This is a genomic window from Gemmatimonadaceae bacterium (assembly GCA_019752115.1).
Classification (GTDB): Bacteria; Gemmatimonadota; Gemmatimonadetes; order Gemmatimonadales; family Gemmatimonadaceae; genus Gemmatimonas.
Window position 1 is genome coordinate 1 of sequence record JAIEMN010000030.1, and the last position, 19021, is coordinate 19021.

At 67.8% G+C, this 19021-nt stretch carries 14 protein-coding genes; 9 read left to right on the forward strand and 5 right to left on the reverse strand.

Annotated elements, in window-relative coordinates:
* Positions 1-2785 (reverse strand): hypothetical protein (locus K2R93_15010; GenBank protein ID MBY0491149.1); only part of this gene is annotated, 2785 nt, incomplete at its 3' end.
* 259 nt (positions 2786-3044) lie between these two features.
* On the opposite strand from K2R93_15010, the gene K2R93_15015 reads away from it, so the two are divergent.
* Positions 3045-3812, forward strand: a complete 768-nt coding sequence (locus tag K2R93_15015) for a DUF1028 domain-containing protein (GenBank protein ID MBY0491150.1) — start codon at positions 3045-3047, stop codon at positions 3810-3812.
* A 126-nt stretch (positions 3813-3938) separates the two neighbouring features.
* Here the strand turns inward: K2R93_15015 and K2R93_15020 are convergent, their stop codons facing one another.
* Both K2R93_15020 and K2R93_15025 read right to left on the reverse strand, forming a co-directional pair.
* Entirely contained in the window at positions 3939-7172 is a 3234-nt protein-coding gene (locus K2R93_15020) for a hypothetical protein (protein ID MBY0491151.1), read from the reverse strand.
* 32 nt (positions 7173-7204) lie between these two features.
* Positions 7205-7783: a hypothetical protein gene (locus tag K2R93_15025; protein MBY0491152.1), complete on the reverse strand. Its 579-nt coding sequence runs from the start codon at positions 7781-7783 to the stop codon at positions 7205-7207.
* Positions 7784-8028: 245 nt separating this feature from the next.
* Between K2R93_15025 and K2R93_15030 the strand changes: the two genes are divergently transcribed.
* From K2R93_15030 to trxA, 5 genes are read left to right on the forward strand one after another with little or no spacing between them, the layout of a single operon-like run.
* Positions 8029-9432, forward strand: coding sequence for a TolC family protein (locus tag K2R93_15030; protein MBY0491153.1), 1404 nt, complete (start codon positions 8029-8031; stop codon positions 9430-9432).
* A gap of 11 nt (positions 9433-9443) precedes the next feature.
* The gene (locus K2R93_15035) at positions 9444-10493 is read left to right on the forward strand and encodes an efflux RND transporter periplasmic adaptor subunit (GenBank protein MBY0491154.1); all 1050 of its coding nucleotides are present in this window, start codon (positions 9444-9446) and stop codon (positions 10491-10493) included.
* A 2-nt stretch (positions 10494-10495) separates the two neighbouring features.
* The gene (locus tag K2R93_15040; GenBank protein MBY0491155.1) at positions 10496-13705 is read left to right on the forward strand and encodes an efflux RND transporter permease subunit; all 3210 of its coding nucleotides are present in this window, start codon (positions 10496-10498) and stop codon (positions 13703-13705) included.
* The gene (locus tag K2R93_15045) at positions 13695-13910 is read left to right on the forward strand and encodes a DUF2892 domain-containing protein (GenBank protein ID MBY0491156.1); all 216 of its coding nucleotides are present in this window, start codon (positions 13695-13697) and stop codon (positions 13908-13910) included. Before K2R93_15040 ends, K2R93_15045 begins: the two co-directional genes overlap by 11 nt.
* Before the next feature lie 8 nt (positions 13911-13918).
* A complete protein-coding gene (gene trxA / locus K2R93_15050) occupies positions 13919-14374 on the forward strand; it encodes a thioredoxin (protein MBY0491157.1) in 456 nt (151 codons plus the stop codon).
* Here trxA and K2R93_15055 read toward each other — a convergent pair.
* Both K2R93_15055 and K2R93_15060 read right to left on the reverse strand, forming a co-directional pair.
* The gene (locus tag K2R93_15055; protein MBY0491158.1) at positions 14371-14703 is read right to left on the reverse strand and encodes a metalloregulator ArsR/SmtB family transcription factor; all 333 of its coding nucleotides are present in this window, start codon (positions 14701-14703) and stop codon (positions 14371-14373) included. The genes trxA and K2R93_15055 overlap by 4 nt on opposite strands.
* A 183-nt stretch (positions 14704-14886) precedes the next feature.
* Entirely contained in the window at positions 14887-15321 is a 435-nt protein-coding gene (locus tag K2R93_15060) for an OsmC family protein (protein ID MBY0491159.1), read from the reverse strand.
* Between the two features lie 159 nt (positions 15322-15480).
* Between K2R93_15060 and K2R93_15065 the strand changes: the two genes are divergently transcribed.
* Genes K2R93_15065 through K2R93_15075 form a run of 3 tightly spaced genes read left to right on the forward strand, consistent with a single transcriptional unit; the run spans position 15481 to position 19003 of the window.
* Positions 15481-16755 carry an amidohydrolase family protein gene (locus K2R93_15065; GenBank protein MBY0491160.1) on the forward strand — a complete coding sequence of 425 codons (1275 nt, stop codon included), beginning with the start codon at positions 15481-15483 and terminating at the stop codon, positions 16753-16755.
* Positions 16752-17387 carry a gluconate 2-dehydrogenase subunit 3 family protein gene (locus K2R93_15070; GenBank protein MBY0491161.1) on the forward strand — a complete coding sequence of 212 codons (636 nt, stop codon included), beginning with the start codon at positions 16752-16754 and terminating at the stop codon, positions 17385-17387. The genes K2R93_15065 and K2R93_15070 overlap by 4 nt, the downstream gene beginning before the upstream one ends.
* On the forward strand, positions 17384-19003 hold the full coding sequence (locus tag K2R93_15075; protein ID MBY0491162.1) for a GMC family oxidoreductase: 1620 nt from the start codon (positions 17384-17386) through the stop codon (positions 19001-19003). The genes K2R93_15070 and K2R93_15075 overlap by 4 nt, the downstream gene beginning before the upstream one ends.
* The last annotated feature ends 18 nt before the right edge of the window (positions 19004-19021 follow it).

The following is a 19021-nucleotide window of genomic DNA, read 5'->3' on the forward strand; positions in this document are numbered from 1 at the left end:
ATCGCGTATTTTCCGAGCTTGATCTGGACCGCTCTGTCAAGAGCGTCATCGCGCACATTGATTGCTTTGTGCTGGACCGCGATCCCGCGGCGGCGCACGAGCTTCTTTCACCTGCGCTGGCTGGGGGCGTTGCTCCGCCCGCCCCTCCTGGGCCCTCTGCCGGGCCGCCCGCACCTCCTGGGCCACCGCCCGGGCCGCCCGCGGGGGCCGCCGCGGGCGCGGATCCCGTTGAATCGGGGTTATTGAAGTTCCACGTCGACAGCCGCAGCGGCTGCGCATTCGGCGTCGTGTTCTGCGCGAGCGCCGCCCCACCACCCTGACCGCCGCCAGCAAAGACGCTCTGCGCGCCCGCCACGTTCAGCACCGGGTTCTGATTGAAGTAGACCGGGAGCTGCTTGTCGAAGCCGTACGCCAGCGGGCTCTTGGCGTCGGTGACCACGCCGCGCAGAATCGTGCCGCGTGCGAAGAGTTGCGTCGGGTTCTCCACCGTGACGCCGTTCGTGAGGTTGTACGCCGGGAAGATCGTGGACGTGCTCCCTTCCACGATGAGCGTGCCACCGGCCTGCACGAACTTGTACAGCTCCGTGAGTCCATCCATGCCCAGCCCGCCGCGAATATCGGCAGTGCTATCGGGCGCACCGAGGTTGGGCGTCAGCGCGCTCTGCTTGTACGGGAGCGGGGCGTCACCGTTCTTGAGAATGCCGGCGATGTGCGACTGCGCGCTGCCGCCGACCGACGGATAGATGATGACGTCGTACTTGGCGCGCAGATTCCCCTTCCGGAGTTCGGTGTCGCCGAAGTAGCTGTACGGCACGCCGTACACATCGAGCGCGGCGCGCACCCACCCTTCATCCTGCGTGCGCTGCCAGGCGTGCGCGTACCCAATGCGCGGCAGGTCGAGCTCGTGCTGCTTCACCGCCGGCGCGGTGGCCACCGCGGTCGCCGAGAGGCCAAGGTCGGTGAGCGACGCGGCGATCTTGGCACGATCGCCGGCGGGGATGATAAACGTACCCGCGCCGAACTTCTTGCCACCCGCTTCGAACTCCGCCTCGGCCGCAAACATCTTGGTCGTGGCGAACGTCGTGCGGAACTTCATCAGGTTATTGTCGGTCGTGTGCGGAATGAGGAGCACATTCCCCGTGCCCTCGACGCCGCCCGCCGCCTTCACCTTCGCCGTCACCGGATTCATGGCGATGTTGAGTACCGCCTTGTCGCTCACCGGGAGAACCGCCACGTTGCGCATGAACTGGAAGGTCCAGCCCGTATCGTCGTACGGCTGCGGATTGGCCGGCGAGTAGTTCTGGATGCTGAAGTACATATCGGCGAGCGTGCGGAACGGCTGATCGCCGCGCACGATCCAATCGCCGGCCTTCACCGTGACGCCGCCGAACGTACCGCCGGCGGTCGCGACATGCAGCTCGAGCCCCTGCTTGCGCAGTTCGTTCACGGCGTCCGCTGCATCGGCCTTGCGCTTCTGCCCCGCCGGAATGACCCACGCGTATGGGCCGGCGCCGGAGCGCCCCTTCTCCATCGCGCGCTTGTTCTTGAACCAGTAGTTCTCGAGGTACGTTGCCTTCTGATCGGCGAAGTGCTTGAGGGAAATGAGAACGGCCGATTCCTGGATGTTCGTGTTGTTGCGGGGGCCCCACTTAATGCTCGCCAGCGGCGGATTGGGCCGGAACCACTCCTTGCTGGTCGTCGTGGCCGGCGGCCGCACTTCGTAGTTATCGGGGCCGTAGCTCTGCACTTCGTAGAAGCGCCCGATGGCGTTCTTGGTGTGCGCCACGAAGAACATGTAGTTGGGCGTCCACCCATCGTAGAAGCCATACGTCCACACGCCGGGGACGCCACGCTTGGCCATCTCGCGCACATCTTCCTGCGCCATGGTCCACCACTCGGTCACCGTGATGGGATCGATGGCGTCGTTGTACGGGCCGGTGCCGGTGGAGCTGTAGAGATACGTCTGCGCTTCGTGCAGATCGTGCATGACCTGCGGCTTCCACTGGAGGTAGAAGTCGTTGACGTTCTTGGTGAGCGACAGGAACTGCCCCATGCCGTCGCGGTTGTTGTCGTGCGCGACGTACTTGCCCCAGTACATCAGCGGCAGGCGCGTGGCGCCGGCCGGAAGCTTCTTGTTGTAGTAGTACGTATCCACCTGCTTCTCACGACCGTCCACTTCGATGACGGGCGTGATGAAGGTGATGATGTTGTTGCGGATGTTCTGGATGAACGGCGTCTCTTCGACCACGAGGCGGTACGCCAGCTCCTGCAGCATTTCCGGCCCGCCGGTCTCCGGCGAGTGAATGCCGCTGGTGAGCCAGTAGATGGGCTTGGTGGTCTTGATGAGCTGCTGCGCGCGCTGTTCGGTGGTCTTGCGTGGATCGGTCAGCTCGGAGAGCTCCCCGCGATACTTCTCGAGATCGGCGATGGTCTTTTCGTCAGCGATCGCGAGCACGACCATGTCGCGCCCTTCCTCGGTCTTGCCGATCGTCCAGTACTTGGCGCGCGGCGATGCCTTGGCGATCGCCTCGAGATAGCGGTGAATGTCCTTCGCGTACGTCAGCTCACCGGGCGTCCCCACAATGCGCCCGTGAAACTTGAGCGGCGTGGGGACGGTGCTCGACGCGGGCAGGTGATCGACCAGCTCGGTGCTGATTCGGGCATCCTGCAGATATTCCTTGATCTTGGCGGTGTACTCGGGGTCGTTCGCCTGCTGCTGCGCCGGCAGTACGACCGGCACCACAGCGAGGGCGCTGGCCAGCAACCAGCGTCGGGTCTGAGACATCTCGGCTCCGGGGAGAGGGGTACTGCCAGAGTGTACGCGCTCCCGGGGCACTCCGCTCGGCGTTAATCGCGTGGTAAGGTGCGCTTTCCTCCTCGGTCGCTGCTGCGGCTGAGGACGCTGTACCTGATCTGCGGAGGGGCGGAGCAACGGAAATCTTCACGCTGTGCTCTGTTGCCCCGATCCTCCGCCCCTCCGCAGATCAGTCACAACAGACTCGCCCCCCGCACAGATCTCCCCGCCGCCGCGCATATTCTCGCACATGCGCCTCCGACTCCTCTCCCTCGCGCTGGCCCTCGCGCCGGCGGTTGCCGCGGCTCAGTCCGCCCCGCAAACGTTTTCCACCATGCCGGCCGCGCCGTGGCCGCCGGTGGCGACGTTTTCCATTCTGGGCTACGACCCGGCCACCGGCGAAGTCGGCGGGGCCGTGCAGAGCCGCGTCTTCTCGGTCGGCAATGGCGTGCTGTGGGCCGAGGCGGGGGTGGGCGCCGCGGCGACACAGGCCATCGTGGACGTGAGCTACGGCCCGCAGGCCATCGCCCTGCTCCGTGGCGGCATGAAGCCCAAGGACATCGTCAAGAAGATCTGGACCGATGACCCCGACCCGCGTCCCACCGATTGGACCAAGGAAGGGCGCCAGTTCGCCGTGATCGACGCCCAGGGAAATGTCGCGGCCTACACCGGCCCCAAGGCCACCGAGTGGGCGGGCGACAAGCAAGGGAAGTTCTGCACCGCCCAGGGCAACATCCTGGCCGGCCCGGACGTGGTGAACGCCATGGTGAAGGCGTTCGAAGCGACCGAAGGCCATCTCTCCTTCCGCCTACTCGCAGCCCTTGAGGCCGGCCAGCTCGCCGGCGGCGACAAGCGCGGCATGCAGAGCGCGGCGATGCTCATCGTCAAGAAAGACGCAGGCGTGTGGCTCCACAACGATGTCGTGCTGCGGCTGCAGGTCGACGACAATCCGGAGCCGATCAAGGAGCTGCGACGCTTGGTGGAGAAGGCGGCGACACAGCGTCGGCCACGTCGATGACGAGTTGTGAGCTGAACTGAACGCACAGAGTACACAGAGCCACAGAGGGCACTGAGGCGCGCTCCGGCATTCTCGAAGCGCGCCCCAGTGTCCTCTGTGGCTCTGTGCTCTCTGTGCGAGCAGTTCCTACTTCACGTCCGCCACCACAATACCTGCCGAAGCCAACGCAGCCAGAAGCCGCGGCAGATCGGCAGAGCGAATAGCCGACAGCTTCGTCATCTGCCCGGCAAGCTCCTTCTTCAGGTCAGCAAGCAGCTGCCTCTGCGCCGCACTGACCGGGAAGTTCGCGTTCACCGCGCTGTTCAACGACCCCGCGCGACTCGAGAACGACATATCCGGCGCCCCGCTCGCGCCACGATCATCATCCTCGTCGACCGGTGCGCGGGCGGCGGCGCCCAACGTGGTACGTGAGGCCGGCGACGCGCCCACCTCACGCACGAACGCGCCGAGCGCCTTCTCCAGGGCGACGACCGAATCCTTGAGCACCGGCGTGGCCTTGGTGCCGGCGCTGTCGAGCGCCTTCTTGGCGGCCGCGTAGCGCTTGATCACCGTATCGGCCTGCGCCTGGGCATCCGTGACGCTCCGCTGGAAACGGACCACGTCGAGGCGGAAGTCGTCGAGTGCCTTGAGCTGCGCGACGCTCATCGGCTGTTCGGGGTCGCGCAGCAGGGTAAAGCGCTGGGTGCGCACCACCGATTCGCCCTTGGCCATCGTCACCGTGAGACGAACCGAGTAGTCGCCCGGCACCGCGGTGTACGTCGCCGGGCCGCGACCAAAGCCGCCGCCGAATCCACCACCGAATCCGCCGGCGCCACCGCCGCGCCCCGCGGGCGTGGTGTCGATGGGCGCGGTGAGCGGTGCGCCCACGCGCATGTCCCACACGGGGCGGAAGAGCCCCGTGCGCTTCGGCACCGGCAGCTCACGCACCACGCGCCCGGACCCGTCGACGACCTCAAGCTTCGCCTTGCTCACGCCGGCGGTATCCGGCATGAGGTACGCGAAGCGCACGCCATGTTCCGGGTTCTGCCCCGTCCAACCGGTGGAGCCCATGCCGCTGTTGCGGCTGGTGTTGAGCGTGAGCGCGATCTCGTTGCGCACGGGGAAGAGATAGGCGCCGCTCTCGCGCTTGGCGGCCGCAAGATGTTCCAGCGGCGACAGGTCATCCAGAATGTAGATGCCGCGCCCGTGCGTCCCGAGCACCAGATCGTTCCAGCGCTCCTGAATCTGCAGATCCCACACCGGCACGGTGGGCATGCCGGCGTTGAGCTTCGTCCACGTGATCCCGCCGTCGATGGTGAAGTACGCGCCGAACTCGGTGCCCACGAACAGCAGGTTGGGCTCGCGATGATGCTCGCGAATGACCTGCACTGCCGCACCCGCCGGCAGATTCCCGGTGATGCTCGTCCACGTCTTCCCGAAATCGGTGCTCATGTAGACGTAGGGCGTGAAGTCGTTGCTGCGATGCCCGTCAAAGGTCGCATATACCGTGCCCTCGGCGTGCCGGGACAGCTGCACACTGCTCACGTACGTCGTATCGGGCACCCCCGGGAACGCCGTCACGCGGCTCCAGGCGCCGCCGTCGTTGCGCGTCACGGCGATCACGCCGTCATCCGTGCCCACAGCCAGCAGCCCGGCGCGCCGCGGCGATTCACTCACCGTGCTGATGTTCGAGAACGCCGCCGTGCCCTCGTGCCGGCCGAGTGCATCCTTGGGCGGCACACTCCCGCGCAGCGGCAGCTTGTCGCGGTCGATGTCGCGCGTCAGATCCGGACTGATCGTCTTCCAGCCGTCGCCGTATGCGGTGCTCTTGAACAAATGGTTGGCTGCGAAATACACGGTACCCGCCGCATGGCGGCTCGGCACGATGGGCGCGCTCCAGTTGTAGCGGTGCTTCTCACCCGCGTTCGCGAACGGCTTGATCCCCTTCGTTTGCCCCGTGCGCGTGTCGTAGCGCACGATGCCGCCATTCTGAGACTCGGCGTACACAATCTTGGGATCGAACCGGTCGGTCACGTTGTAGAAGCCGTCGCCGCCCGCCATGCGATACCAGTCGGCGTTGCTTGGGCCGAATGGCGTGCGCGTGCGGTTCGGTCCGCCCCACGTCTGGTTGTCCTGCAGGCCACCGTACACGTGGTAGAACGGAAACTGATCGTCCACCGAGATAGCGTAGAACTGCGCGCCCACGATGTTCTCGACGTTGTACCACGTCTGCCCACGATCGTAGGAGATATCGAGGCCGCCGTCGTTGCCGAGCACGATGTGGTCGCGGTCGTCCGGATTGATCCAGAGCGCGTGCGCATCACCATGCACATTGCCGTTCACGCCGAACGCCCGCCACGTCTTGCCTCCGTCGTAGCTCTCCTGGCTGGTGGCATTCAGGCGATACGCATGCTCGGCGTCGGTGGGGTCGCAGCGCACCTGGCTGTAGTACCACGCGGTGCCGTTGCTGGCGTCCACCTTGCGCCACGTGCTGCCGGCATCGTCGCTGCGATAGAAGCCGTTGCCCGCCGCCTTGGCGTGCACGCTGGCGTAGAGCGTGCTGGGGCGCGAACGACAGACCGACAGGCCAATACGCCCCAGTTCACCAGTGGGCAGGCCGCTCGTGAGCTTAGTCCACGTCTTCGCGCCATCGGTCGTCTTCCAGATCGCGCTTTCGGTGCCGCCGGGGAGGAAACCATACGCGCGGCGCTCACGCTGCAGGCTGGCGGCATAGAGCACATCGGGGTTCGACGGATCGATCACGACCTCGGTGAATCCCGTCTGCGCCGAGATGCTCTTGGTGTTCGTCCACGTCGTGCCGCCATCGGTGGTCTTGAAGAGACCGCGCTCGCCGCCGGCAGCCCAGAGCGGGCCCATGGCGGCGACGTACACCACGTTCGGATCGCGCGGATCGATCGCAATGCGCCCGATGTGCTGGGTCTTGGGGAGCATCGGCTTGGACCACGTCTTGCCGCCGTCGGTGCTCTTGAAGACGCCAATACCCCAGGAGCTCGAGCGCATGTTGTTCGCCTCGCCCGAGCCGACCCACACGACGTTGCCGTCACTCGGCGCCGCGGCCACAGCGCCGATGGACCCCACACCGATCGAGTCACTGACCGGCGCGAACGTGATGCCGCCGTTGGTGGTCTTCCAGATGCCGCCCGTCGCGACGGCGACGTACATCGTGGTGCCGAGGCGCCCGCCCCGCAGGGGGGCCGGATTCTCGACGATGGAGACGTCAGCAATGCGGCCACTCATCGTGGCGGGGCCGATGGCGCGGAAGGTGAGCGACCGGACAAGCACCGAGTCCGCGGGGCGCTGCGCGCCGGCGGCTGACGCAAACACGCTGAGCGCGAGGAGGGCGCGCGAAGACTGACGCATGGGTGAGGCGAGGAGGGGTGAGAAGGTGGCGCTCAGCGCCCGTGAGACATCATCGCGTCGCCGCGAGCCATCATGAGGTGATGCATCTGGTGATGGTCGCCGCTGACCATGAGCCCGATGAACCCGAGCCCCCGAATCTTCGCGGCGGCCGCGGCATCGCCAGGCGTGCGCGCCGTAACCATCAGCTTCACGCCATCGGGGAGCTCGGTGCGGGTGACCTTGGGACCGCCTTCCATCTCCACCATCTGGAGGTGGGCGGCGGTCATGCGCTTGATGGCCGCCGCGACCGCAGGGGTTCCGCGCACGGTGAACGTGGCACCGTCGGCGACGTCGGCGCTGGTGACCTTACTCTGCAGGGTCACGAGATCCATGTCGACGAGGTGGAGCCGGAGCTTCTCGAGGTTCACTTTGGACCAGTCGGTGCTGGGGTCGGCCTCAAGGAGCCGCGCGATCTCCTGAATGGCAGCGAAGGCCGCCTGCCCGCCCTGCGTGGGCAGAGCGGCCGCCGGCGCGGGGTGCTGCATGCCGGGCATGTGCTGGCTGTGGTCCTGCGCCTGGGCGATGGCTGGCAGGGCGAACAGGCAGACGGCGGCGAGGGTGCAAAGGCGCATGAGGAGCTCCTGAACGAGACCCCTCAATCTGTTCGCTGCGACGCTCGGGTGACACCCGACCTCCCAGCCCGCGCGGATCGCCCAGTACCCCCGTAACCCCGACGAGCTTTGCTGGGCGCCGGCTGAATCCTGCCTCGGGCGAGATCGCTGAAAAACTCGTCGGGGGCCACGGGGAAGCGGGGAGGGCGTCGCCGATGGCAAGACCGTGCTTGCTTTTGTTTATACGTGTATCGTAATATCAGGATATGATCACTATTAAGACTCTCCCAGTAAGCCTGGCGCTGGTGCTGATCGTCGCCGCGCCGGCGGCGGGGCAGCCCATGCGGCTGGCCGATGCCCTCCGGGAGGCCGACGCGAAGGCGTTTGCCAATCGGCAGGCGCGCGCCGGCACGGACGCTGATCGGGCCCGAGCCGCCCAGCCCCTCCGCGGGATGCTGCCGGCGGCGCGTGTGGAAGGCGGGTTGGTGCGGACCACGGACCCCATCGGCGCCTTTGGGACCACGCTCCGGCAGCGGGCCGTGTCCCCAGCGGCATTCGACCCGGCTCGCCTCAACGATCCCTCGCCAGTCAACAATGTCGTGGGGAGCGTTGTCCTCGAGGTCCCGGTCTTCAACGGTGACGCGATCGCCGGCTGGAAGGCGGCCCGCACCGCCGCCGATGCCAGCGCCGCCATGACCGACTGGACCGCGGTGGCCACCCGCGCCAGTGTGGCGCGCGCCTGGTTCGGCTCGGTGCTCGCGGCCGAAAAGGTCGCGATGCTCGAGGAGGCCCGTACGGCGGCACAGGCCGGCGTGCGGCAGGTCGAGGCGATGGTCCGACAGGGCCTCGTCACGAAGGCCGACGCCCTGCAGGCCAGTGTCCGCGCCGGCGAGGTCACCGCCGAGCTGCTGCAGGCGCGGAACGACGCCACCACCGCTGGCCAGCAGCTGGCCATGCTCCTCGGTCGCACCACCGGCGAAGCACTTGCGGTGCCGTCGTCGCTCCCCGCCGACAGCGCGCTGCGGCACCTCGCGGCCGTAGACACGACCAGCCTGGCCGGTGCCGACGTAAACACGGCGCTCGACACGCGTGATGACGTGCACGCGGCCCACCTTGGCCTGCGCGCCGCCCGCGCCGACGAACAGCGCGCCCTCGGTACACTCATCCCCCGGCTCAACGGGTTCGCGCGCTACGACTACAACTCCCCCACCACGCTCTACGCGGGCAAGCCCAATTGGACGGTGGGCGTGATGGGCAGCTGGTCGCTCTTTGGTGGCGCAAGCGAGCTGGCCGACCTGGCGGGCACCCGCGCCCGCCGGCGCGCCGCGGCGGCCGGTGACGACGCCGCCCGTACCAATGCCCGCGTCGAGGCCGATGCGGCCACCCGCGCCGTACGCGTCGCGCTCGAACGTCTCGATCTGGCCGCGCTCAACGAAGCCCAGAGCCGCGAAGCCTTCCGACTCGTCGACAAACGCTATCAGGGTGGCCTCGCCACGATCGCCGAGCGACTCGGCGCCGAAACCGCGGCCACCGGCGCCGCGCTCGCCCACGCTGCGGCGCGCTACGCCCTGATCGATGCCCTCGTGATGCATCGCCGAGCCCTTGGCGCCGATCCCGGCGCGCTGGCGGTGCTCGATTCGACTTCCGACTCCCGTGGAGTGGCCCGCTGATGCGTACGCCGATGCCTCGTGTTACCTCGACCCCGGTTCGTGTGGCAGTGCTCGCGCTCGCCACCGGTTCACTCATCGCCTGCGGCGCCACGAAAGACGCGCCACGCACGGTGGCGCCGGTGGTCACCGCCGGCACGCCGCTCACCCTGCGTGACACCACCATCACCGCCACCTTCGATGCGAGCGGTGTCGCCGAGCCGATGCAGCAGGCCACGGTGAGCACCAAACTCATGGGCACGGTGACCGCCGTGCGCGTGCACGAAGGTGACCTGGTGAGCGCCGGTCAGACGCTCGTCGAGATCGACGCCCGCGATCTCGCCGCCAAGGCCAATCAGGTGGCGGCGTCCATCGCCGACGCCGAAGCGATGCAGAAGGAGGCCGCCACCCACGCATCGCGCTTCCGGGCACTCTACGCCGACAGCGCCGCCACCAAGGCCCAATTCGACGCCGCCGAGACCGGTCTGGCGCGCGCCGAGGCGGGCGTGCGCGCAGCCAAGGCGGGAGCGGCGGAATTCGAGGCCATGCGCAGCTATGCGACGGTGCGCGCCCCGTTCGCAGGACAGGTGACCATGCGCCTGGCCGATCCGGGGACATTCGCGGCGCCCGGCGCCCCGTTGGTGACGATCCAGGACGACGCCTCGCTGCGCCTGAGCGTCTCCGCCCCCGCCGATGCGGCCAAGGGCCTCACGCGCGGACGCCAGCTCCGCGCAACCATCGATGGCACGGAGGTCACCGCCACCGTGGAAGGCGTGGTGCCGGCGGGCGCCGGGAACCTGTTCACCGTGAACGCCACCGTCGCCAATCCCAAGCACAGCTATCGCGCCGGCAGCGCCGCCGTGGTGCACCTGCCGCTCGGCAGCAAGACCGGGCTGATGGTCCCGACGACCGCGCTCGTGCGCGACGGCGATCTCGTGGGCGTCATCGTGCGCAAGAATGGCACGGATGATCGCCGCTGGGTGCGGATCGGCGTGACGACGGCGACGCACGCCGAGGTCCTCAGCGGCCTCGCGGCGGGTGATGTGATCGTGGTGCCGGCGAGCGCGAAGCAGCCCGGAGCCTGATCATGTCCGAGCACAAGCCCTCCTGGGGCATCTCCGGGCGCGTGGCGCGCGCCTTCCTCAACTCCAAGCTCACGCCGCTCGTCACCGTCGCGTCGCTCGCCGTGGGTCTCCTCGGCATCATGGCGACGCCGCGGGAAGAGGAGCCGCAGATCTCGGTACCGATGATCGACGTGATCGTCGCCATGCCGGGCGCATCGCCGGCGGAAGCCGAGAACCTGCTGGCGCGCCCGGTAGAGCAGCGCATGCTCGAACTGCCCGGCGTGGACCACGTGTACACGATGAGCGGCGACGGCTACGCCATGGTCACGGTGCGCTTCAAGGTCGGTGAGGACCAGGAGCGTAGCGTCACCCGCGTGCAGAGCAAGCTCGCCGGCGCGATGGACCAGGCGCCGGCCGGGGTGATCGGCCCGGTGGTCAAGGCACATTCGATCGACGACGTGCCGGTGCTGGCGCTCACGCTCCACGCCAAGGACACGGACGCGAATATGCTCCGCCAGCTCGCCGTGCATCTCGAGGACGAGATCCGCACGGTGCCCGAGGTGGCGGAGACGTTCGTGACCGGCGGTTCACCGCGGCAGATCCGCGTCACGCTCGATGCGGCGCGCCTCGCGGCGAGCGGCGTCACGCCCGGTGAAGTGGCGATGGCGCTCAAAGGGGCCAATGCACGGCTGCTGGCCGGTGAGCTCACGCAGCAGAACCAGACCGTGCAGATCGGCGTGGGCGCACCGCTCACGAACGCCCGCGAGGTGGGCAGCGTGGTGGTGGGCGTACGCCGCGGCTCGCCGGTGTATCTGCGCGGCGTGGCCGACGTGCGCGACGAGTATGGCGATGTGACCAGCTACGTGTCGCATCGCGCCGGCACCGGCGCGTCCGAACAGGCGGTCACGATTGCGGTCGCCAAGCGGAAGGGCGCCAACGCCACCGTGGTCACCCACGCCGTGCTCGAGCGCGTGAACGAGGCCAAGGGCGCCCTGCTGCCAGCGAGCGTGCAGCTCGACGTCACACGCGACTACGGCGAGACGGCCGGCGAAAAGGCGCGGGAGCTCATCCTGCACCTGTTCATCGCCACGATCAGCGTCACCGTGCTCATCGGGATCTTCCTGGGGTGGCGCGAAGCGCTCGTGGTGCTGGTAGCCGTGCCGGTCACGCTCGCGCTCACGCTGTTCGTGTACTACGCGCTCGGCTACACGCTCAACCGCATCACGCTCTTTGCGCTGATCTTCTCGATCGGCATTCTGGTGGACGATGCGATCGTGGTGGTGGAGAACATCTACCGCCACCTGAGCATGGGGAACCGGCCGGCCGAGATCGCGGCGATCGACGCCGTGGACGAAGTGGGCAACCCGACCATTCTGGCCACGTTCACCGTGATCGCGGCCATCGTGCCGATGGCGTTTGTGAGTGGGCTCATGGGCCCCTACATGCGACCCATCCCGGTGGGCGCGTCGGTCGCCATGCTGGCGTCGCTCGCCGTCGCGTTCATCGTAACGCCATATCTGGCCTATCGCCTGCTCAAGGGGCATGTCGGCGCACCGCACGGCTCCATTCAGCATCCGCCCGAGGAGGGAAGCCCGCTCGACACGCGCTATCACCGCCTCATGCGCCCGCTCATCGAACAGAAGGGCACGCGGTACACGTTCTACGGCGTCGTCGTGGCGCTTCTGGTGGGGAGCGTGAGCCTGATCGGCTTCAAGGCAGTGCAGGTCAAGATGCTCCCGTTCGACAACAAGAGTGAGTTCCAGGTGGTCCTCGACTTCCCGGAAGGCACGGCCCTCGAAACGTCGAACCGCGCGGCGCAGGAGATCGCGGCGTATCTCGGCACGGTGCCGGAGGTCGTGAGCACGCAGGTGTATGCCGGTACTGCCGCCCCGTTCAACTTCAACGGGCTCGTGCGCCACTACTTCATGCGCAGCGGCGCGCACGTGGCCGATGTGCAGGTGAACCTCAAGCCCAAGGGGGAGCGCGACCGGCAGAGCCACGCCATTGCCGTGGCCGTACGACCGGGCGTGGACTCCATCGCTCGCCTCTTCAAGGCCTCGGCCAAGGTGGCCGAAATTCCACCGGGGCCGCCGGTGCTCTCCACGCTCGTGGCCGAGGTGTACGCCGCGAACGACTCGGCGCGGCTCGCCGCCGCGGCGGCGGTGAAGCAGGTGTTCGAAAGCACGCCAGGCGTGGTGGACGTGGACTGGACCGTCGAGGCGCCGCAGCAGAAGCGGAGCTTCCATGTGGACCGCGTGCGCGCCGCCGAAAGTGGCGCGAACGTCGAGCAGATCACGCAGACGCTGTACCTGGCGCTGTCGGGCGCGCCGGCGGGCTTGGCGAGTTCACCGACGGCGCTCGAAGGCGTGGCGATCGTGCCGCGGCTGCCCATCGAACAGCGCTCGAGTGTGGAGGCGCTGCTCGCGCTCCCCATCGCCACGATGCAGGGGCCGCAGCCACTCGGCCGCTTCGTGACCGTGACCGATGGCGTGCGCGATGGCAGCCGCATTCGCAAGGATTTGCGCCCGGCGATCTACGTGACCGGTGACGTGGCGCGGGAGATCGAAAGCCCGGTGTATGCCATTCTCGACATGAACCGCCGCATCGGGGCCATTCAGGTGAACGGCGCCTCGGTGGGCATCTACAACGCGGTGCAGCCCGCGTCGCTGCGCGAAACGGCTATCAAGTGGGATGGCGAATGGCAGGTCACGATCGAGGTGTTCCGCGATCTCGGGCTCGCCTTCGCCATCGTGCTGGTGCTGATCTACGTGCTGGTGGTGGGGTGGTTCCAGAGCTTCACGATTCCGCTGGTGATCATGGCGCCCATTCCGCTCACGCTCATCGGCATTCTGCCGGGCCACGCCATCGGCGGCGCCTTCTTCACGGCGACGAGCATGATCGGCATGATCGCGCTGGCCGGCATCATCGTGCGCAACTCGATCCTGCTGGTGGACTTTATCCAGCTCGAGGAGGCGCGCGGGCGCTCGCTGGTGGACGCCGTGCTGGAAGCCGGCGCGGTGCGCTTCCGCCCCATCGCTCTCACGGCGGCGGCCGTGGTGGTGGGCGGGTTGGTGATGGTGCTCGACCCGATCTTCCAGGGCCTGGCGGTGGCCCTCATGAGCGGCGCCGTGGTGGCGACGCTCCTCACGATGGTGGTGGTGCCGCTGCTCTACTGGGAGCTGCGCAAGAACGCACCGGCCACTGCGCTTCCGGAGACCTCCCATGTGTCCTGACGGCATCATTCGCCGCTTTGCCGGCGTCTTCATTCTGCTCTCGGTGCTCCTCGGCACCTTCGTCTCGCCGCTTTGGTATTACTTCACAGCGTTCGTGGGCCTCAATCTCCTGCAGTCGAGCTTCACGAACTTCTGTCCGCTCGAAAAGATCCTCGGCGCGGCGCGCCTGTTCGGCTGCCGCGTCGGCTCCTCCGCCAGTCGCTGAGTGTGTTCATGACCACCACTGCTTCGAAGTCCGCCGTGCTTCCCTGCCCCGCCTGCGGGAAGCTCAATCGCGTCGACCTGAGCAAGGCCACCGCCCCCGGTGCCGCGGGCGCCACCTGCGGCACCTGTAAGGCGCCGCTGGTGCTCGACGCGCCGGTGACGCTCACCGACGCGAACTTCGATACCGTGGTGGGCAAGAGCACCGTGCCGGTGATGATCGACTTCTACGCCGACTGGTGCGGTCCCTGCAAGATGATGGCGCCGGTCTTTGCCGACTTCGCCCGGCGCCAGCGCGGGCAGGTTCTGGTGGCGAAGGTGGACACGGATGCCAACCCGAACGTGTCCATGCGCTTCGACATTCGGAGCATTCCCACCCTCACCGTCATGCACGGGGGCCGCGAGGTGCAGCGGCAGGTGGGCGCGGTGCCGATGGCGGCGTTGGAGCGAATGGTGGCTGGCCTCTAGCGACCAGCTACGATCTTCTTGCGCTCGTTGAGTTCGGAGTCGAGCCGCCCGCACACCAGCTCACACAGCTTGAGCACATCCTTGTCAGCTAGCTCATAGCGCACGTACACGCCGTCCCGTTCCCGCGCCACCAGCCCGTTCGCAAAGAGCGTGGCGAGGTGGCGCGAGACGTTCGCCTGCCCCATCTGGGTGGCTTCGACGAGTTCGTTCACCGTGCGCGGGCCGTTGCGGAGCTCCTGCAGGAGGCTGAGGCGGGCGCGATCACCCAGCGCCTTGAAGCGGTCGGCGACCAGCTCCAACAGCTCGGGACTCATCTTCTTGGCGGCCATGCGGGCTCCGAGTGGAGATTCACACTTACGTACATGTGAATATAAAGGCAGAAGCTTCAACGGCGGAAGCCTATACATCGGAAGCCTGCACAACGGGAGCTGGACATCGGGAACCGCGGTTCTCGTCGTCCAGCTCCCGTTGTGCAGGCTTCCGATGTACAGGCTTCCGCCGTGCCCCGCTGTTTACGCGCCGAGGGTCGCCGTCATCGTGATCTCCGCGTTGAGCACGCGGCTCACCGGGCACCCCGCCTTCGCGTTGCCGGCCAGCTCCTGGAACTTCTCTTCCGTGATCCCGGGCACCACGGCGTTCACCGTGAGGTGGATCTTCGTGATCGTGAAGCCGGCGTCCGTCTTTTCCATCGTCAGCGCGGCGTTCGTGGTGATCGACGTCGGCGTGAAGTTGTTGTTCGTCAGCTGACCCGAGAACGCCATAGAGAAGCAGCCGGCGTGCGCGGCGGCGATGAGCTCTTCGGGGTTCGTGCCCGCCAGGCCGTCTTCGTTCTCGAAGCGGAGCTTGAACGAGTACGGGGTGTTGTTGAGGACCGTGCTCGGCGTCGTGAGCGTGCCGTTGCCTTCGCGAATCGTGCCGTTCCAGACGGCCGAACCGTTGCGGATCATGCGGGAAGTCCAGGGAGAGTGATGAGGCGTGCCGGTCACCCGACCGGCCCTCCGAACGATAGCACCCCGGCGGTCCCATGGGGACGGCGGTACGCCCGATTTGCCTTGCGCCCCGGCGCGGCGACCGGTCATTTCCCGCTGTCCTCTTTCCCTCTGCCGATGCGCCTGCTCGTCCCTGCTCTCGCCCTGCTGCCGCTCCTTCCGGCGGCCCCCCTGCCTGCGCAATCGCCCGCCCCGGCGTCGCGCCCCACCGTCATCCGCGCGGCCCGCATTCTCGACGGCACCGGGGCGGTCCTCACCAACCGCGACATTGTCGTGTCCGGCGGGCGCATCCAGGCCATCAAGCCGTCCGCCGGCCCACTCCCCGCGGGCGGGATCGACGTGGGGCCGCGCACGCTGCTCCCCGGCATGATCGACACCCACGTGCACCTCGGCTGGTACCTCAACACCCAGGAGCGCCTGCACCAGGATGGCGATGGCGACACACCCGGTGTGAGCGCGCTCGCGCATGCCGGCAACGCGTGGGCGACCCTGCACGCCGGCTTTACGACCGTGCAGAGCATCGGCGAGGCCGACAACGCACCGCTGCGCGATGCGATCAATCGCGGCGTGCTGCCGGGCCCGCGCGTGCTCACCTCGCTGGGGTCGCTCAACGAACGCACCAAGGGCGGATCGCCCGACTCCCTCCGCGCGGCGGTGCGGCGCTTCAAGCAGGCCGGCGCCGACGTGATCAAGATCTTCGCCTCCAAGTCCATCCGCGACGGCGGTGAGGCCACTATGACCCCCGAGCAGCTCACCGCCGCCTGCGGCGAAGCGAAGGCGCTGGGGCTGCGCTCGGTGGTGCACGCGCACTCCGCCGAGGCGGTGCAGCGCGCCGCGAACGCGGGGTGCACGCAGGTGGAACATGGTGTCTTTGCCGATGACGCCACGCGCGCCGCGCTCGTGAAGAACGGCACCTGGTTTGATCCGCAATGCGGCTTGGTGTTCCACAACTACCTCGATCACAAGCCGTGGTTCGATGGCATCGGCAACTATAACGCGGTGGGTTTTGCCTCCATGGAGAAGGCCATCCCGCTCGCCGAAGCCGGCATTGGCGCGGCGTCGCGGACCAAGGGGCTCAAGCTGGTTTTCGGGACCGATGCCGTGGCGGGCGCGCACGGGCGCAACGCCGAAGAGCTGGTGTGCCGCGTGCGACGGGGTGGACAGAATGCGATGGACGCTATCGTGAGCGCCACGAGCCGCGCCGCTGAGTCCATGAACCTCGGCAAGGACGTCGGTCGCATTGCGACCGGCTACGCGGCCGACCTCATCGCCACCGACGGCGATCCGAGCCGGGAGATCGAGGCCACCCTGCGCGTGTCCTTCGTGATGAAGGGCGGCACGGTGTATCGCAACGATGGCGTCGCGATGCCACGCACGGGGCGCAAGCCGTGAGCGCGCCGCAGAAAGGGCGTCGCGAGTTCCTCAAGACCGCCGGCGTCCTCACCGTCGGGGCGGCGGCCGTTGGCAGCGCGACCGCGTGTCATGTCGCAGACCCGAAGACGGCCGAGGTCGAGGACACCAACGTCCGTGTCCTCGGTTTCGATCGCGCCTTGCTCGACGCCGTCGCCACGGCGGTGCTGCCGGAGTCCCTTGGCGTCACCGGCATCACGGGGGCGACGGATCGCTTCGTGGCGTGGGTCGATGGCTACGATCCCGTCGCGGAGGAGATGCACGGCTACGGCTACAGCGACATCCGCTACCTCCCCGCCGATCCGGCGCCGGCGTGGCGCGCGCAGCTCACCGGGCTCGACGTGCTCGCGCGGCGCACGCATCACCAGCGCTTCGTGCAGCTCTCCGTGGAGGCGCGGCGCGAGGTGATTGCCGCGGCGCTGCGCGACGCGAATGGCGAGCGTCTCCCCAATCCGCTCGGCGCCCGCCACGTGGTGCTCGCGCTGCTGGCGCACTGGGCCGCGAGCCCGGATGCGTGGAACCGCGCGCTCGGCGTGCAGGTGTCGCCCAACAGCTGCCGCAAGCTGGACGAGGCGCCGCGCAAGCCACTCCCCATCGCGGGGGCCACCGCATGATCATCCAGTCGAGCGACGCCCCCACGGTGCACGAGACGGATATCTGCATTGTCGGCAGTGGCATCACCGCCGCCCTGATGGCGGCGCATCTGGCGGAGAACACCAAGCAGCGCATCACGGTCGTGGAGGCCGGCAAGCCCACCACGCCGTTCGCGCAGCGCACGCAGGCGCGCGAGCGCTACCTCGCGTACGGCGAGAGCCCGTGGAAGCAGGACCACCTCGACGATCAGAACGCCTACGGCACCACGTGGGGCTTCTCCCCCAGCATGAACGTGGGTGGGCTGGCGATGCATTGGGGCGGCGTGTCGCCGCGCTATTCACCAGAAGACTTCCGCACGAAGTCGATGTTTGGCGTGGGCACCGACTGGCCTTTCACGTACGACGACCTCGATCCGTTCTATCAGGAAGCCGAGGAGCGCATGGGCGTGGCCGGTGAACAGGGGCCGGTCGCGCTCGACCCGCGGGGCAAACCGTATCCGCTGCCCGCTCTGCCCGTCAACTACAACCTCGCGCAGTTGCAGCAGTGGGCCACCAAGCAGGAGATCGCCACGTGGAGCACGCCCAGCGCCAAGCTGAGCGTGGCTCGCGACGGCCGCGCGCAGTGCCAGCGGTGCGATACTTGCTACCCGGTGTGCCCCACCGGCGCCAAGTACTCCCCCGACTTCACGTGGGACGCGCTCGAAGCGGCCAAGCGCATTACGCTGCTCACCGAGCATCTAGTACGGCGTCTCGACGCCGACCCCAAGACCGGGCGCATCACCCGTGCGACCGGCAATCGCACCGATGCCAGCGGTGCGGCCTTTGAGGTGCGCGCCAAGACGTTCGTGCTCGCCGCCGGCTTCGTGTGGAGCCCGCACTTGCTGCTGCTCTCGCGCAGTGACGCGTTCCCCAACGGTCTCGCGAACCGCAGTGGCCTGGTGGGCAAGTATCTCGCGGGGCATCGCAACATCAACGCGTACCTGCGCCTGCCGCTCGAGCTCTACCCCGGCATGAACGTGCAGCACTCGCTCGTCTCCAAGCAGTTCATGCGCCCGGGGAAGCAGAGCCGCTATCTGCGCCACGACCTCCGGATCTGGGAGTCGAGCGTGGGGCGCGAACCGCGTCTGCGTGGCGATGATGGGGCGATGCTCTTTGGCGACGCGCTGCTCAAGGACTGGCAGGGGCGCGCCAAGGGCGCGACGGCGCGCGTGCGCGCCTACTACGACGTGCTCCCCGACATCGACAGCAAGCTGGTGCTCAACGATGCGCGCAAAAACCGTTTCGGCGATCCGATGCCGCAGGTGAGTTTCAAGGATGCGCCGGAAAGCGCCGCGCTCAAGGAGTGGCAGGAGGAGGAGCTGCGCAATCTCTTCCGTCGCATGGCCAAGGCCGGCGGCGGCGAGATCCTGCGCATGGAGAACAGCAACAACGACCTCGGTCAGGAGCACCCGGCCGGCGGCTGCCGTATGGGCACCGACCCGATGCACAGTGTGGTGAACGGCGAGGGACGCGCGCACGACCACGAGAACCTGTGGGTGGCGGGGGCGCCTTCGCAGCCGAGCGCGTCGTGCTGCAATGGCACACTGACGTTCGTGGCAGTGGGGTTGCGCACGGCCGCAGCGATTGCTCGGGGCTGAGAGTTGCGCGGGAACTGA